The organism is Antarctobacter heliothermus, from assembly GCF_900188425.1.
Lineage (GTDB): Bacteria > Pseudomonadota > Alphaproteobacteria > Rhodobacterales > Rhodobacteraceae > Antarctobacter > Antarctobacter heliothermus.
In genome coordinates this window covers 13,366-27,510 of the sequence record NZ_FZON01000026.1, presented here as the reverse complement: position 1 = coordinate 27,510, position 14,145 = coordinate 13,366, and the positions used below count along the sequence as shown (strand labels likewise).

15 protein-coding genes and 1 riboswitch are annotated in these 14,145 nt (G+C 61.8%); of the genes, 9 read left to right on the top strand and 6 right to left on the bottom strand.

Annotation, left to right across the window (positions count from 1 at the left end; translation table 11 throughout):
- Positions 1-16: 16 nt before the first annotated feature.
- The 3 genes from CHB90_RS13970 to CHB90_RS13960 are packed head-to-tail and all read right to left on the bottom strand — an operon-like array spanning position 17 to position 2,621.
- Positions 17-1,342 carry a TRAP transporter large permease gene (locus CHB90_RS13970; protein WP_089278488.1) on the bottom strand — a complete coding sequence of 442 codons (1,326 nt, stop codon included), beginning with the start codon at positions 1,340-1,342 and terminating at the stop codon, positions 17-19.
- Positions 1,342-1,863: a TRAP transporter small permease subunit gene (locus tag CHB90_RS13965; RefSeq protein ID WP_089278487.1), complete on the bottom strand. Its 522-nt coding sequence runs from the start codon at positions 1,861-1,863 to the stop codon at positions 1,342-1,344. Before CHB90_RS13965 ends, CHB90_RS13970 begins: the two co-directional genes overlap by 1 nt.
- Positions 1,860-2,621 carry an N-formylglutamate amidohydrolase gene (locus CHB90_RS13960; RefSeq protein ID WP_245823248.1) on the bottom strand — a complete coding sequence of 254 codons (762 nt, stop codon included), beginning with the start codon at positions 2,619-2,621 and terminating at the stop codon, positions 1,860-1,862. Before CHB90_RS13960 ends, CHB90_RS13965 begins: the two co-directional genes overlap by 4 nt.
- Before the next feature lie 118 nt (positions 2,622-2,739).
- Here CHB90_RS13960 and CHB90_RS13955 point away from each other — a divergent pair, with 118 nt between their 5' ends.
- The 3 genes from CHB90_RS13955 to CHB90_RS13945 all read left to right on the top strand — a co-directional run bounded on the left by CHB90_RS13955 (position 2,740) and on the right by CHB90_RS13945 (position 5,879).
- A complete protein-coding gene (locus CHB90_RS13955) occupies positions 2,740-3,612 on the top strand; it encodes a MurR/RpiR family transcriptional regulator (RefSeq protein ID WP_089278486.1) in 873 nt (290 codons plus the stop codon).
- A gap of 179 nt (positions 3,613-3,791) precedes the next feature.
- The gene (locus CHB90_RS13950; protein ID WP_170941068.1) at positions 3,792-4,565 is read left to right on the top strand and encodes a lysophospholipid acyltransferase family protein; all 774 of its coding nucleotides are present in this window, start codon (positions 3,792-3,794) and stop codon (positions 4,563-4,565) included.
- A gap of 78 nt (positions 4,566-4,643) precedes the next feature.
- Complete coding sequence (locus tag CHB90_RS13945; RefSeq protein ID WP_089278515.1) at positions 4,644-5,879, top strand: cytosine deaminase; 1,236 nt, start codon at positions 4,644-4,646, stop codon at positions 5,877-5,879.
- A gap of 12 nt (positions 5,880-5,891) precedes the next feature.
- Here the strand turns inward: CHB90_RS13945 and CHB90_RS13940 are convergent, their stop codons facing one another.
- Positions 5,892-6,347 (bottom strand): hypothetical protein, encoded by a 456-nt coding sequence (locus CHB90_RS13940; protein WP_089278484.1) that lies wholly within the window; start codon positions 6,345-6,347, stop codon positions 5,892-5,894.
- A gap of 32 nt (positions 6,348-6,379) precedes the next feature.
- On the bottom strand, positions 6,380-7,459 hold the full coding sequence (locus tag CHB90_RS13935) for an isopenicillin N synthase family dioxygenase (protein ID WP_089278483.1): 1,080 nt from the start codon (positions 7,457-7,459) through the stop codon (positions 6,380-6,382).
- Positions 7,460-7,713: 254 nt separating this feature from the next.
- Between CHB90_RS13935 and CHB90_RS13930 the strand changes: the two genes are divergently transcribed.
- Genes CHB90_RS13930 through CHB90_RS13905 form a run of 6 tightly spaced genes read left to right on the top strand, consistent with a single transcriptional unit; the run spans position 7,714 to position 13,017 of the window.
- Complete coding sequence (locus CHB90_RS13930; RefSeq protein ID WP_170941067.1) at positions 7,714-8,787, top strand: ABC transporter substrate-binding protein; 1,074 nt, start codon at positions 7,714-7,716, stop codon at positions 8,785-8,787.
- Positions 8,788-8,793: 6 nt separating this feature from the next.
- Positions 8,794-9,870 (top strand): ABC transporter ATP-binding protein, encoded by a 1,077-nt coding sequence (locus CHB90_RS13925; protein ID WP_089278481.1) that lies wholly within the window; start codon positions 8,794-8,796, stop codon positions 9,868-9,870.
- A complete protein-coding gene (locus CHB90_RS13920) occupies positions 9,867-10,844 on the top strand; it encodes an ABC transporter permease (protein ID WP_089278480.1) in 978 nt (325 codons plus the stop codon). The genes CHB90_RS13925 and CHB90_RS13920 overlap by 4 nt, the downstream gene beginning before the upstream one ends.
- Complete coding sequence (locus CHB90_RS13915) at positions 10,826-11,641, top strand: ABC transporter permease (protein ID WP_089278479.1); 816 nt, start codon at positions 10,826-10,828, stop codon at positions 11,639-11,641. The genes CHB90_RS13920 and CHB90_RS13915 overlap by 19 nt, the downstream gene beginning before the upstream one ends.
- A 12-nt stretch (positions 11,642-11,653) precedes the next feature.
- On the top strand, positions 11,654-12,268 hold the full coding sequence (locus CHB90_RS13910; protein WP_089278478.1) for a cysteine hydrolase family protein: 615 nt from the start codon (positions 11,654-11,656) through the stop codon (positions 12,266-12,268).
- Positions 12,265-13,017, top strand: a complete 753-nt coding sequence (locus CHB90_RS13905) for a hypothetical protein (RefSeq protein WP_089278477.1) — start codon at positions 12,265-12,267, stop codon at positions 13,015-13,017. Before CHB90_RS13910 ends, CHB90_RS13905 begins: the two co-directional genes overlap by 4 nt.
- 12 nt (positions 13,018-13,029) lie before the next feature.
- On the opposite strand, the gene CHB90_RS13900 is transcribed toward CHB90_RS13905, so the two are convergent.
- Complete coding sequence (locus CHB90_RS13900) at positions 13,030-13,812, bottom strand: MBL fold metallo-hydrolase (protein ID WP_089278476.1); 783 nt, start codon at positions 13,810-13,812, stop codon at positions 13,030-13,032.
- Between the two features lie 160 nt (positions 13,813-13,972).
- Positions 13,973-14,087, top strand: a riboswitch (guanidine-I (ykkC/yxkD leader).
- Positions 14,088-14,145 lie beyond the last annotated feature (58 nt).

The following is a 14,145-nucleotide window of genomic DNA, read 5'->3' as shown; positions in this document are numbered from 1 at the left end:
GGGATCTCTTGGGTTGTTAATTTCCGTAGACGTATCCCGGCAGCCAAAGGGCCAGTTCCGGGAAGGCCATGATGGTGGCCAGTGCGACAATCATCACCAGAACAAACGGCAGGATAGACCCGTAGATGTCGCGCAGCGTGATTTCCGGCGGGGCCATCGCGCGCATCAGGAACAGGTTATAGCCAAACGGCGGCGTCATGTAGGCAATCTGCGTGGTGATCGTATAAAGCACGCCATACCAGATCAGATCAAAGCCCAGTTCACCCACCAGCGGCACATACAGCGGGGCGACAATCACCAGCATGGCGGTGTCGTCCAGAAAGGTGCCCATCAGGATAAAGCTGAGCTGCATCAGGATCAGGATCATCCACGGGCTGAGGCCCAGTTTTTCGGTGAACAGCGACTCAATCGCCTTGACCGCGCCCAGCCCGTCGAACACCGCCCCAAAGGCCAGCGCGGCAAGGATGATCCACATGAACATGCAGGAGATGCCCAGCGTCTTGCGCACGCTTGTCTCAAACACCTCGCGCGTCATGCGTCCCTTGAGCACGGCGGCCAGAAAGGCGGCAATCGCCCCGATGGCAGAGCTTTCGACCAGCGATGTCCAGCCGTTCACGAATGGCACCATCATGGTGAAGAAAATGAACAGCGGCAGCAGACCGGCCCCCAGCAGCCGAATCTTTTCGCCCATCGGCATGGCGCGTTCCTCGGGCGGCAGGATGGGGCCAAGCGCGGGGTTCAGGCGGCAGCGGATCACGATGTAAATCACGAACATTGCTGCCATCATCAGCCCCGGCACCACACCGGCCAGCCACAACTGCCCCACAGGTTGCCGCGCGATCATCGCGTAGAGCACCAGCACAACAGAGGGTGGCACAAGGATTCCCAGCGATGACCCGGCCTGAATGACCCCCGTCACCATGCGTTTGTCGTATCCGCGTTTGAGCAGTTCGGGCAGGGCGATGGTGGCCCCGATGGCCATGCCCGCCACGGAGAGGCCGTTCATGGCGGATATCAGCACCATCAACCCGATGGTGCCCACCGCTAGACCGCCGGACAACCCGCCCATCCAGACATGGAACATCTTGTACAAGTCGTCGGCAATCCGCGATTCACTCAGGATGTAGCCCATGAAGATGAACATTGGCAGCGTCAGCAGCGGATACCATTTCATCAGCTTGATCGCGGCGGCAAAGCCAAGGTCAAACCCGCCCCGATCTCCCCAGAGGAAAAAGGCGGCAATCACGGCGACAAACCCGATAGCGCCAAACACGCGCTGGCCGGTCAGCAGCATCAGCATCATCGAGGAAAACATCAGCGCGGCGATCAGTTCATAAGACATCAGAGCTTGTCTCCCATGTCGTGTCCCTGAATGCGCAGGATGTCCTTGAAGAACTCAGAGATCGCCTGCAACAGCATTAGAAAGATGGCCAGAACCATGATGGATTTGATCGGCCACATGTAGGGCCGCCAGACCGAAGAGCTGCGCTCACCGCCGTATTTCAGCGAATACATCAGGCTTTCCCAGCCACCCCAGAGCAGAAAGACTAGGTAGACGATCAGGAACAGCACCGTCATCGCGTCGATCTGCGCCTTTCGGCGGTCGGACCATTCGCCATACATCAGATCCATCCGCACGTTTGATCCCATCTGGATCGAATAGGGACCGCCCAGCATGTAATAGGCCACCATGGCGAACTGGGCCATTTCCAGCGTCCAGAGCGAGGGCAGAAAAAACGTCTTGGAGATCGAGGACCACAGCAGGATCCCCATCATCACAAAGATGCCGTACATCATGACCCGCCCGATGCGGCGGTTCATGCTGTCCACGACCCGGACAAAGCCGCGCATCAGGCTGGTCATGCCTTGGCCTCAACCTGTTTGAGGGCCTGCGATACCCATTCGGCAAGGGTCGCAGCCATGTCGGTCTGTGCAGCCTCATCGGCGATCAGGTCGTTGCGGATCTCCAGCATCACGTTGAGATATCCATGGGGCAGGGCGTGTTCCTTGAGAGTGTGGGTGACGCCATCGCCAGGGCCATAGGGTTCATTCCGCCGCACGGCGCGGGAGGTGTGGTGGGCCGCAAGCCCAAGCATCGCATCTGCAAGGCGGGCATCGCTGTCATGCAGGATACCAATTTCCACGTCGCGGGTCTTGCCGTGGTACACGGGTGTAAAGCTGTGAATCGTCACCAGAATGGGCGCTGTCCGCGCTGCAATCACAGCCGCCAGCGCCTCCCGGAATGGGGTATAGTAGGTGGCGACACGGTCAGACCGTTGCGCCGCGCTCAGGCCTTGATTCCCCGGCACATCGACGATTTCGCTGCGCGCGGGCATCGCGTCGGGCGCTTCGGGGGGACGGTTGCAATCATAGACAAGCCGCGAGGTTTTCGAGGCAACCAGCGCAGCGTCCAGCAGGGCCGCCATCTCTGTCGCCACAGCCATTGCACCGGGATCCCAGACCACATGGCTGTGCAGCGCGTCGGCAGCTAGGCCCAGATCGCCAAACGCCTGCGGAATATGCGCACTGGCATGTTCGCAGACGATAACGACCGGCGACGCCGCCTGCGCGTTTCGCACATCGACCATATCGTTCATCAAGGCATCGTCACGGTGATTCATCGCGCCCCCTACCTGAGAAAAACTCTTGCCAAGCCGTCCGTCTGTCAACAGAATTGTGAAAAATTTATCACAGGCCCGTGTGCTCTGGTATATTTGTGGTCAAAATGAGGTGCCGCCGATGACGGATAAAGACCGCACCATTTCGGATCGCATCCAGAAGCAGCTGGATGACATGACCCGGGCGGAGCGGCAGTTGGCGCTGTCGATTCTGGAAAACTACCCCGCCTCCGGGCTGGGCCCCCTGGCGGCGCTGGCCAAGGGGGCCAATGTCTCTGTGCCCACCGTGGCGCGCATGGTGCAAAAGCTGGGCTACAAGGGCTATCCCGATTTTCAGACCGACCTGCGGGATGAGCTGGGCGCCATTGCCAAGGGACCGATTGCCAAACACGAAACATGGGCCGGGGCGGCCCCGTCGGAACATATCCTGAACCGCTTTACCGACGCGGTGATCGACAACATCCGCAACACTCTGGCCCATATCGACCCCGCCGCCTTTGATCGGGCCTGCGCGCTGGCCGCAGACCGGGACCGGCATCTGTACATCGTGGGCGGCCGGATCACCCATACGCTGGCCGAATACATGTTCCTGCATATGCAGGTCATCCGTCCCAATCTGACGCATGTACAATCCACCTCGAATACATGGCCGCACTACCTGCTGAATGCTGCAGAGGGGGATGTGTTCATCATTTTCGACGTCAGACGGTATGAGAACAACACCCTGAAGCTGGCGGAAATGGCCCGCGCACGGGGGGCAAAGATCGTGCTGTTCACCGATCAGTGGCGCTCTCCCGTGCATCGGCTGGCGGACATCAGCCTGACCAGCCGGATCATCGTGCCATCGGCATGGGATTCGCTGGCCACGCCGATGTTGTTGGTCGAAACCATGATCTCGGCAGTTCAGACGCTCAATTGGGACGACACCAAGGGGCGGATGCAGGAATTGGAAGATATCTTTGACCAGACCAAGCTGTTTCGCAAGTTCACCTGACCCGGGTCTACGGTCTGGTGGTTTCCATTGATTTGTGAAGACGGATGCCCCACACAGACTCATTGACGCTGGTCACAGCGGACATGCCCGACACTTGTCATGATCTCCGGCTGCCAGTCAGGCGCCATCGTTGTCATGGACCAAAGGCCCGATTTGGCTGCAACATGAGACTGGGGCCCATGACACGACGTTCCGCATCACGCGAGGCTGCGACGGTGGCCATTGATCCGCTGCCCGTTCGGGCCCTCAAGCGCACGACACTGATCGTGCTAGGGCCGTTTTATTTCGGGTTCATCGGTTTTGTGCCGCTGCTGTGCGCCCGGCGAAAGGGCTTTTCCGGGTGGTATTGGCGGTTGGTCAAACGGGCCTGTTCGCGGCTCTTGCGGTTGCTCAGCATCCGGGCGGATATGTCGAAGGCAGACAGACAGGCGCTGGGCGACGACACCGACAGCCTCATCGTGATCAACCACCGCAGCCATCTGGACGGCTTCGTGCTGATGGACGTGGTGCCGGACAAAAAATGGTTCACCTTTGCCGCCAAGAAAGAGCTGTTTGAGACCCCCTTGCTGCGCACCGGGTTCACCGGCGCCGGGCTGGTCGAGATTGACCGAAAGAGCGGCAAGCTTGCGTTGGAGACCCTCAGCGCGGCGGTGCGGACCATGCCCGCGCGGCGGTCCGTGGTGCTGTTTCCCGAAGGCACACGCGCGCGATCCGACACGCTGGGCACGTTCAAGGCGGGGGCGGTTCTGGTGGCCAGGGAAACCGGCCGCACCATCCGCCCAATTGTCATTCGCGACTCTGACTTGTTGTTGCCACGGGGCACGTTCATCCCGCGCAGCGGTACAGTTCGTGTGGATGTCTTGCCGCCTTTCATCTGCGATCCGACCGTGAGCGTGGATGAGGATCTTGACCGGCTCCGTTCGGCCATGCTGGCTGTGTTCGAGACACCGTAGGATACGTTTCCCGGTCGAGGCACAACGCGGCCTCTGCTAGGGTTTCAACCGACAGGGCAGATGATGGAGGCGCAGGGCATGGACATTCTGGTCAAGGGCGGCGTGCTGGCGGATGGCAGCCGCGCGGATGTTGCCATTGCGGGCGGGATCATCACCGCCGTAGAGCCGAGGATCACGGCACAGGCGGGGGAGGTCATCGACGCCACGGGCAAACTGATCAGCGCGCCCTTTGTCGATGCGCATTTTCACATGGACGCGACGCTCAGCTATGGGCGGCCCCGGGTGAATGCCTCTGGCACGCTGCTGGAGGGGATCGCGCTGTGGGGCGAGCTGAAACAGCAGCAGACGCGCGAAGATATTGTGGCCCGCGCTTTGGACTATTGTCGGCAGGCGGTGGGGCAGGGCGTGCTGGCGATCCGCAGCCATGTGGATGTGACCGATCCGAATTTCCGCACCGTCGAGGCGCTGCTGGAGGTGCGACAGCGCGTGCGTGACGTTCTGGATCTGCAACTGGTCGCCTTTCCGCAGGACGGTTGGTACCGCGCGCCGGGGGCAGAGGCGCAGGTGATCCGCGCGCTGGATGCGGGCGTTGACGTGGTCGGCGGCATCCCGCATTTCGAACGCACGATGGCGGCGGGCGCGACCTCGGTCCGGGCGGCCTGTGAGCTGGCCGCCGCGCGCGGCCTGCGCGTCGACCTGCATTGCGACGAAAGCGATGATCCCCACAGCCGCCATATCGAGACGCTGGCCGCCGAGACAATCCGCCTTGGCCTGCAAGGGCGGGTGGCGGGGTCGCATCTGACCTCGATGCACTCGATGGACAATTACTATGTGGCCAAGCTGTTGCCGCTGATCGCCGAGGCACAGGTGGCGGCGATCCCCAATCCGCTGATCAACATCACCCTTCAGGGGCGAATGGACAGCTATCCCAAAAGACGCGGGTTGACCCGCGTGCCGGAACTGCGCGCAGCGGGGGTCACGGTGGCATTCGGTCAGGATTGCGTGCGCGACCCGTGGTATCCGCTGGGATCGGGCGACATGCTGGAGGTGGCGCATATGGGGCTGCATGTGGCGCTGATGACCGCCCCTGACCAGATGCGCGCGGCCTATCAGATGGTGACGGACACGCCCGCGCAGATCATGGGGCTGGATTTCGGGCTGGAGGTGGGCAAGCGCGCCAGCCTGATCGTGCTGGACGCGCCAGATCCGATCGAGGCGTTGCGGCTGCGGCCCGCGCGGCTGGCGGTGATCTCGAACGGGCGTGTCGTGGCACGGACAGAGCCCGCGCGCTGCGCGATCTCTGCCGGGTTCTAGGCTGTCAGACTGTCATGCCGTGGGCCTATGCCACGCGACCGCGACGGGATGCGGCAAGGTCGCGGCAAACCAGTCGCTCAATTCAGCCTGCAACTGGTCCAGCAACGCCACGCGATCCGCCAGGTCAATGATCCAGATAAACCCGTGTGCCGCCCCGCGCCGCCCCATTTCGGGAAAGAGGTAGGCGCAGCCGATATAGACGCCGTCCTTGTCCCGCACGATCCATGAAAAGGAACGGGCCGCCGCGAACTCACGGTCGTGCCAGGCCAGATCATACAGGTTTTCCGTCAATGTCAGCCCCGCGGGCCATGGGCCGAACATGTTCTTCAACACATGGGCCGCGCCGGTAACGGCGGCGAAATCCTCGTCAACCTCGGCAGGCGTCAGTGGTGTCAGGGCAAAGCCCCGCAGCGTTGCGCTGCGAGGCAGGGGATCCGTGTCGAAATCGGGATGGCTGCGAAGTCTCATCTTTGGCGCGGTCCTGTACCTTGGGGCGATGCCTATGGGTCGGGTTGTTTTGCTTCCCGCTTGAAGGGGTTTTCCTCTGGCACGTCGTAGTCTGGCACCAGTTCCCCCTTGTCGCGGGCGTCGGCCATGTAACGAAAGGCCCCCACGGACATGCGCATCAGGTGATCCCCGGCCTTCATGGCGGGGTATTTCGCAACCGTTTCGGGCGTGCGGAACTTTTCCAGCGGTTCCACCACCGCATGGTAGTCCAGACCAAAGAAGAGCGGGAAGGAATATCGCTCTGTCCCCAGGTTCACGACCCGGTGCTGGGTCGATTTGAACTGCCCCCCGGACCACGTCTCAAAAATGTCGCCGATATTGACCACGAAACAGCCGGGGATCGGCGGTGCCTCGATCCAGACGTCATCGGCGTTCATCACCTGCAACCCCGGCGCGCCAGTCATCAGGATGGTGAAACACTCGAAATCCGAATGCGCCGCGATCCCCACCAATTCCTTGGTGGCGGGCATGTCGTTGGGGATGTAGCGCAGCAGGCGCAACTGTGACGTGGGAAAGGTGATGTGGCGGGTCAACTCTTCGGGGTCGACCCCCAGTTCAAGCGCCAGTGCATCCAAAAGGCGCAGGCCAAGGTCAAAGGCCTGATCGTAATAGCCGCCAACGGTCTCTTTCCATCCGGGGATGTCGGGCCAGATGTTGGGGCCGGTCATACGCCACCTGGCCAGATAGTCGGGGTGATCGGCGGGGGCCTCATAGGACATGTCCCAGGCTTCGTTGAAATTGATCGACTTGGGAAAGTCCGCTCCGTTTTCCTCGAACGGGACATAGCCGCGATGATGGGTGGTAAACCCCGACCAGTATTTCATCTTGAAGCTGCGGGACTTCTCATGGAACGCTTTGGACGCGGCAAAGACCGCGTCGATGAGATCCTGCGAAATGCCGTGCCCGGTGATGTAGAAGAAACCCGAGGTGCGCGCTGCGTCGCCCAGTTCTGCGGCGACGCGCGCCTTGTCTCCGTCGTCCCCGGTGAACAGGCCCGACAGATCCACCACCGGCAGGGTGGCGTCCTCTACCGTCAGGGCCTTTTGATCGTCCGATATTGATGCGCGTGCCATGAAACCTCTCCGAGTCGTTTGTGTGGGGGCAGGCTGGCGCGAAAAAGCCGATGCGGTATCTGCCGCGATTAAGAAAGCGCATCGGTCCTGCGCGTTTGCACAAAAAAGGTTCAGTTTCACGGACGGATGGTCCTTTTGCGGTCAGTTCCTTTGACCGCTCGTGCGTACCGGCGCGTTCATGATGTCATCACGGGCAGCCTCCACCGGATCCCTCGCTGGGTCGGGATCGGCTGCGAACGAGGGGAATGACCATCATGATCAAACTGAACCGACGGACCTTGCTCAAGACAGGCGCGGCCAGCCTTGCGGCCTCCAGCGTGCTGGGGACGCCATTGATCGCGCAAAGCCGCAGCCTGAAGATCGGCTCTTATGGCGGGTACTTTGAAAACAGCTTCAAGGAATTCGTCTATCCCGCCTTCACCGAGGCGACAGGCATCACGGTCGAGTCGGTGACTCAGCCCAACTCGACCGACTGGCTGGTGACGATGCAGCAGGCGACGGCGGCGGGCAGCGTGCCTGCGGACCTGTCGTTGTATGCGCGTGACACGCTGATCAAGGCCAGCCGCATTGGCGGGTTGCTCAAACCGCTGAACCTCAAGGCGATCCCGGCGGCCTCCAACCTGGACCCTTATTTCGTGTTCGAGGCCCCGGAGGGCCCGTTGGGCGTTGGTGCCATGTCGTGGTTCACCGCCATGGTCATCAATCCGGGTGAGGTAGACGCCCCTGCAAGCTGGGCAGAGTTCTGGGACAGTACCATCTACGAGTCCTCTCTGGGCCTGTCGCGCAACTACAACTCGCAGTTCCTCGACATTGTCGCGGCGACCTTCTTTGACGGCGAGGCGACCTTTGCCACGGACGAGGGCATTCTGGCGATCATCGAAAAGGCGGCAGAGATCAAACCCAATGTGGCGCTCTGGTGGTCGGCTGAAAGCCAGATGGAACAGTCGATGAAAAACGGCGACGTGATCGGCGGGCAATACTACCTCGATGTGGCCAACCTGATGGCGCTGGACGGCTTTCCGATCAAGCCGATCTTCCCCAAGGAGGGCAACCCGCAGGATTATGGATCGTGGTGCCTGTCCTCGCTGTCGGACAAGGCGGATGAGGCGGCAGAGTTCATCAACTTCTCGTCCGATCCGGCCACGCAGGCGATCATGAGCCGCAAGATCGGCACAGCGCCTCTTGTCGATCAGTCCAAGACGGATCTGACGGATGAAGAGTTTGCCTTTGTGTCCGGCACACCCTCGATCAAGCCCGCCTATGAGGCCTATCTGGACAAGGAAACGTTCATCAAGGAAAGCTGGGACAAGATGTTGGCCGGGGCGTAAACCGTCATGTCCGGTCTTGTTCTCAAGAGCATCTCAAAAACCTTCGGCGGCACCCGTGCCGTCGACCTGGTGAACCTGAGCTTTGCCGAAGGGCAACTGACGGCGCTGTTGGGGCCGTCGGGCTGTGGCAAGACAACCTTGTTGCGGATGGTGGCGGGGCTGGAGGCGCCCTCTGGCGGGGTGATCCTGCTAGGGGACCGCAACATCACCGATCTGCCCGCGCACCGTCGCAAGTTCGGCATGGTGTTCCAGAGTTTCGCCCTGTTCCCGCATCTGACGGTGCGGGACAACGTGGCCTATTCGCTGCACATTTCCGGCGTCTCCCGATCAGAGGCGGCGGACCGGGCAGGCAAACTGTTGGATCTGGTGCAACTGTCGGCCTTTGGCGATCGCCGGATCGGGCAACTGTCGGGCGGACAGCGCCAGCGGGTTGCGATAGCCCGCGCGCTGGCGCAGGAACCAGAGGTCTTTTTGCTGGACGAACCGATGTCGGCGCTGGACGCCAAGTTGCGCGAAGAGATGCAGGTGGAACTGCGGCTGCTGCAACAACGGTTGGGCATCACCACCATCGTCGTCACCCACGATCAGCGCGAGGCCATGACCATGGCCGACAGCATCGTGGTCATGTCCAACGGGCGGGTAGAACAGGTCGGGTCACCGCAGGACATCTATCACAAGCCGCAAAACGCCTTTGTCGCGGATTTCATCGGCAAGGCGAACTTCTTTGACGGGATGACCGTGCCGGGCGGCATCCGCATCGGGGCCACGCATCTGGTGGCTGAGCCGCGTTTTATCGGTCGCTCGCTGGTGCGCGTGGCGATCCGGCCAGAGCGCGCCTGTCTGGACGAGGAGCCCGGCGCAAACCGGCTGCCCGCCAAGATCACCTTCGTACGCGATCTTGGCCCGATCCGGGAATACCACCTTGAGTCCGCACTGGGTCGGATGGTGGTGGAATACGCGGCGGGCGAGGGCGGCAAGATTTTTCAGGTCGGCGATACCACAGAGGTCCGCCTGCCGCCGGATGCCTTGCACATCTTCCCCGCTCCCACGGCGCACGAAGCCCTGGCTGTGGCTGCCGAATGACGGTCGCCGAACATATCGAAACGGGGCCTGAAACGGCGCGCGCAGCCAAACCGCTCTCGGCCGTGCGGCTGCTGAGCTGGGCGCTGACGGCGGTGATCGTGACGCTATGCGTCGTGCCGTTCCTGCTGGTCTTCGTCATCAGCTTTGGCCGAAAGATCGAAGGGGCCGCCTGGGTCTGGGATTTTACCTTGGCCAACTACCAAAGGTTCTTCGTCGGCGCACTCTGGCCCGATGATGTGACTTTTCTTTACCTGCAACAGCTTGGCTTTTCGTTCTGGTATGCGGTTATCGCCTCCTTGTTGGCGGTGCTGACGGCGCTGCCGTTCACGTTGCTGCTGTCCCGGCTGTCGCGCCGTGCGCAGGCGGCGTGGCTGGTGTTCATCCTGTCGTCGCTGTCGCTGTCAGAGGTGTTTATCGTCATGGGTTGGGACATCTTGTTGTCCAACAACTCCGGTCTGCCGGCACTGTTCAAATCCACCGGCCTGACCCAATGGCTGAAGGACACAGGCTGGTTTCAGGTGCTGCGTGACTGGGGGCTGGCAAGCCCGCGCAACGTCAAGTTCAAGACCTCGCAATTCGCCACCATCCTGACCATGAGCTACCTCGTCTGGCCCTATGCGGTGATCTTGCTGTATCCGGCGCTGTCGCGGCTTGACCGCTCACAGTCCGAGGCGGCGCGGACCATGGGGGCAGGGGGGTGGTGCGTGGCCCGCACCGTGATCCTGCCCGCGATCCGCCTGCCGCTGTTTGGCACAACATTGCTGCTGTTCGTGTTCTTGCTGGGCACTTACGTTGCCGTCACCGTCTTTGCCGCACCGGCGCAGCATTCGACTGCCGTGGCGATCTATTCCAACATCCGCGGCGCCAATCTGAACGCGCCCTTCGGGGCCGCGCAGGCGGTGATCCTGCTGATGTCCGCCGGGGTCTGTCTGGCGCTTGGGCACCGGATCAACACATGGGCAGAGGCGCGCTGATGCGGGTTGTCGGATCTCTTTACATGGCGTTTTGCGCGCTGTTGCTGGCGCTGCCCATTGCGGTGGTCTGTGGCGCGGCACTGAACGGTGGGCGCAGCATGTTTTTCCCCCCGCGCGACCCGACGCTGGCCCGGTTTGGCGAGTTCTTTGTCTCTGAACCCGTCTGGACGCAGGCGCTGGGCAATTCGGTGATTGTCGCTGTCGGCGCGGCCAGTCTTGCGGTTCTGCTGGCCTGGCCGCTGGCCTATCTGCTGTGGTCGACGGGATCGAAACTGTCCCGCACGCTGGCGGCGCTGGGGTCGATGCCCTTTGCCGTGCCGCCGATTGTCTTTGGCGTCGGGCTTGGCTTTTTCTGGAGCTTTCTTGGCGGGCTTGGCGCGCTCTGGGCCGGGGTGGTCAGCCATGCGGTCTTGCTGATGGCGCTGCCGATGGTGACGATCTCTATCGGGTTGCAAAGCATCGACCGCGCGCATCTGGACGCGGCGGCCACAATGGGTGCAACGGAATCCGTCACCTTCCGCACCGTGATCCTGCCGCAGACGATCCCCTACACGATCTCTGGGTTCTTTTTCGTGCTGGTGCTGTCGTTCAACGAATTCATCGTGATGTTCTTTGTCTCGGCCTCCGGCTACGCGACCGTGACCCTGCAAATCTTCAACTCTCTGAGGAACGGCTACACGCCAACGATGGCGGTGGCGGCGATCACCTTTATCGCCGTGTCCGTGCTTGTCTTTTCCGCCGTTGCCCGCTGGGGCGACCTGCCGCGCCTGATGGGCGCGGATCAATCCAACAGCTGAAGGAGGCGCATCATGGCCCGCCAACCCACTCTTGTCGGCAACACAGTTCTTCTGGTTATCGACATCCAGAAATCCGCTTTCTTGAAGTCCGAAGGCGGCATCCCGCACATGCCAGGCTATGCCGAGAACATGATGCGCGCACGCGGCGTTGTGGATGCAGCGCATGCCAATGGCATTCCGGTCGTGTTTGTCCAGGAAATCCACCGTCGTGACAGGATCGACTATGGCCGTGAACTGGATGGTTCCGAGGATATCCATTGCATGGAGGGTGATCCGGGCACGCCGGTTGCCTTTGAGGAGATGGGGTACAAGCCCGGCGACTACCATGTGCCCAAGCGGCGCTACTCGTGCTTTTTTGGAACCGAGATGGAGATCCTCCTGCGTGGGTTGAAGGCGGAAACGCTGATCTTTGTCGGCGGCATGACGGATGTCTGCGTCCACTACAGTTTCGCCGACGGGCATCAGAGCGACTACTATTGTCGCGTGGTGGCGGATTGCGTTGGCGGCACCTCGCCGCAGGCGCATCAGGCGTCGTTGAACGCGATGGAATACCTTCAGGAAGGGGCGGTTCTGAGCGCGGATGAGATCATCGGCGCGATGGGCAATCGCCAAATGGCAGCAGAATGATCACATCCGGGGATATTCAGGGACATTGGCATCGCGCCTGGCTCAAATCGCCGTCGTTCAATGACTGCGAGACAAACGTGCACTGGATGCAATGCGGATCGCTCTACGCCGATATCCGGATTCCGCCCAACCGGCCGGACGTGCGCGGGGCCTCTGCTCTGGCGGATCTGCCTGACGCTGCGCTGATGGCGCTGTTGCGGGCCGAGGGCTTTGCCGGTGTTGTGGCCTTGCGCGACGACGTCTGTACCTGGCACCGAGAGATCAATTGGCACGGCCGACCAGAGGCGGAGGACAGCGGCCTGCTTGAACTCAACGGGTCGGACCAGATGATGGAGACCGGGGTCTACGGCGACTATGCCGAACTGTGGAACCGGCGGGCGGATCACCCGGCTAGCGCGATGCACTTGATGGCGGGGTCTGCCCATGCCTTCATCGTGTCCATCGGCCAGCGGTTCGTGTTTGGCGTCGGGCAGCCTGATGCAGAGAACTCGCGCAATACCATCGCGGCGCTGGAGGCTGGGCAGAGGACATGGGCCTTGCAGGAACAATTGCGGCATGTCTTTGCCTTCGGGCGCTGGGACGGCGCCTACGGTCTGGCCGAATTGTGCACCAACCCGCTGCTCGAAGGACAGCCGGTGCTCAGTTGCACGGGCGATGGCGCGCTGATCTGGCACGCGGTGGATTTTCTGGGCCAATGCCGCGAGGTGTCATTGACACAACCGGCGCAGGAACGGATCGACGCGGCCTGAGCCGCGCCAGTTTCACGCCTGCCAGAGCGCCAGGTAATGGTCCACGATCTGATGACAGCGGGCACGGCCAAAGACCGGGTCATGCCCGCCCAGCACACGTTGCACCGGCAGCGCCTTGATCCGGCGGAGCGTAGCGGCATAGGCGGCAACATCCATGCCCGGCCCGTCATAGATCAGCGGCCCGTCGTAGATGGCATCGGCCCCGAACAGCGTGCCGCTGTCTGCATGCCACAGCCCAACCTGTCCGGGCGAATGGCCCGGCAGATGCAGGACCTCGGCCTGCCAGTCTCCCAGGTCCACTATGGCACCCTCCTCTACCATGCGCGTCGCGGGGGCGGGTTTGAGCGTGTAGGCGGCGAGGTCATAGCCAGCGTAGGGTAGGGCGTCGATCAGGTCCGGCCAAAGCGGCGCATAGCCCGCGTCCAGAAACAGTTTGCGAAACGCATCCGAGATGCCGGCGGTGTTCAGGCTGTAGGGCGTGGGGCTCGCCAGATCATCTGCCTCCAGCGGATGCACCAGCCGGGTATCGAACTCATGCGCCGCGCCGATGTGGTCGACGTGACAATGGGTGGTGAACAGGATCAGCGGCTTGTCCGGGTCGGGGCGCAGCGAGTCCACCACGGGCAGCAAGGGGGCCACGCCCATGCCGCTGTCGACAACCATGTCGGCGTCCGATCCGAGCACAAGAAAGATGTTGGCGGAAAAGATCGGATGCACATGCGGTTCCGTCAGGCACCAGATGCGGTTGTCGATCTGCTGGGTGCCGTACCACGGCGAGGCGATGGGATATGTCATGCGGCGAGTTTTGTCCCGCGGCAGGTCGTACGCAATGCCCGCTGCCGCATTTCACACCATTGGACAAAAATTGAGCCTGTTATTTGGGCAATACTGGATTGCGCCGCCTGCGTTTGATGCAACCCGCGTGACAACTCGGCCCCACCCCCGATGCTGGGGTCAGCAGGGTATCTAGGGTTCCGCCTCGTCTCTCCTCCCAGAGGGTCTGGTCCAAGAGATGCCACCGACGGGGCAAATTCCCTGCCGGTACACGGCGGGGCAAAATCCCGGGAGAGCACTGCGCGTTGAGGTTTCACCGATCTCTCAAGTTCCGCCTCGGTGCCTCGATCAGCA

Coding starts and splice junctions, on each gene's coding strand:
- CHB90_RS13970 (WP_089278488.1), bottom strand. CDS start 1,342: ATGTCTTATGAACTGATCGCCGCGCTGATGTTTTCCTCGATGATGCTG.
- CHB90_RS13965 (WP_089278487.1), bottom strand. CDS start 1,863: ATGACCAGCCTGATGCGCGGCTTTGTCCGGGTCGTGGACAGCATGAAC.
- CHB90_RS13960 (WP_245823248.1), bottom strand. CDS start 2,621: ATGAATCACCGTGACGATGCCTTGATGAACGATATGGTCGATGTGCGA.
- CHB90_RS13955 (WP_089278486.1), top strand. CDS start 2,740: ATGACGGATAAAGACCGCACCATTTCGGATCGCATCCAGAAGCAGCTG.
- CHB90_RS13950 (WP_170941068.1), top strand. CDS start 3,792: ATGACACGACGTTCCGCATCACGCGAGGCTGCGACGGTGGCCATTGAT.
- CHB90_RS13945 (WP_089278515.1), top strand. CDS start 4,644: ATGGACATTCTGGTCAAGGGCGGCGTGCTGGCGGATGGCAGCCGCGCG.
- CHB90_RS13940 (WP_089278484.1), bottom strand. CDS start 6,347: ATGAGACTTCGCAGCCATCCCGATTTCGACACGGATCCCCTGCCTCGC.
- CHB90_RS13935 (WP_089278483.1), bottom strand. CDS start 7,459: ATGGCACGCGCATCAATATCGGACGATCAAAAGGCCCTGACGGTAGAG.
- CHB90_RS13930 (WP_170941067.1), top strand. CDS start 7,714: ATGATCAAACTGAACCGACGGACCTTGCTCAAGACAGGCGCGGCCAGC.
- CHB90_RS13925 (WP_089278481.1), top strand. CDS start 8,794: ATGTCCGGTCTTGTTCTCAAGAGCATCTCAAAAACCTTCGGCGGCACC.
- CHB90_RS13920 (WP_089278480.1), top strand. CDS start 9,867: ATGACGGTCGCCGAACATATCGAAACGGGGCCTGAAACGGCGCGCGCA.
- CHB90_RS13915 (WP_089278479.1), top strand. CDS start 10,826: ATGGGCAGAGGCGCGCTGATGCGGGTTGTCGGATCTCTTTACATGGCG.
- CHB90_RS13910 (WP_089278478.1), top strand. CDS start 11,654: ATGGCCCGCCAACCCACTCTTGTCGGCAACACAGTTCTTCTGGTTATC.
- CHB90_RS13905 (WP_089278477.1), top strand. CDS start 12,265: ATGATCACATCCGGGGATATTCAGGGACATTGGCATCGCGCCTGGCTC.
- CHB90_RS13900 (WP_089278476.1), bottom strand. CDS start 13,812: ATGACATATCCCATCGCCTCGCCGTGGTACGGCACCCAGCAGATCGAC.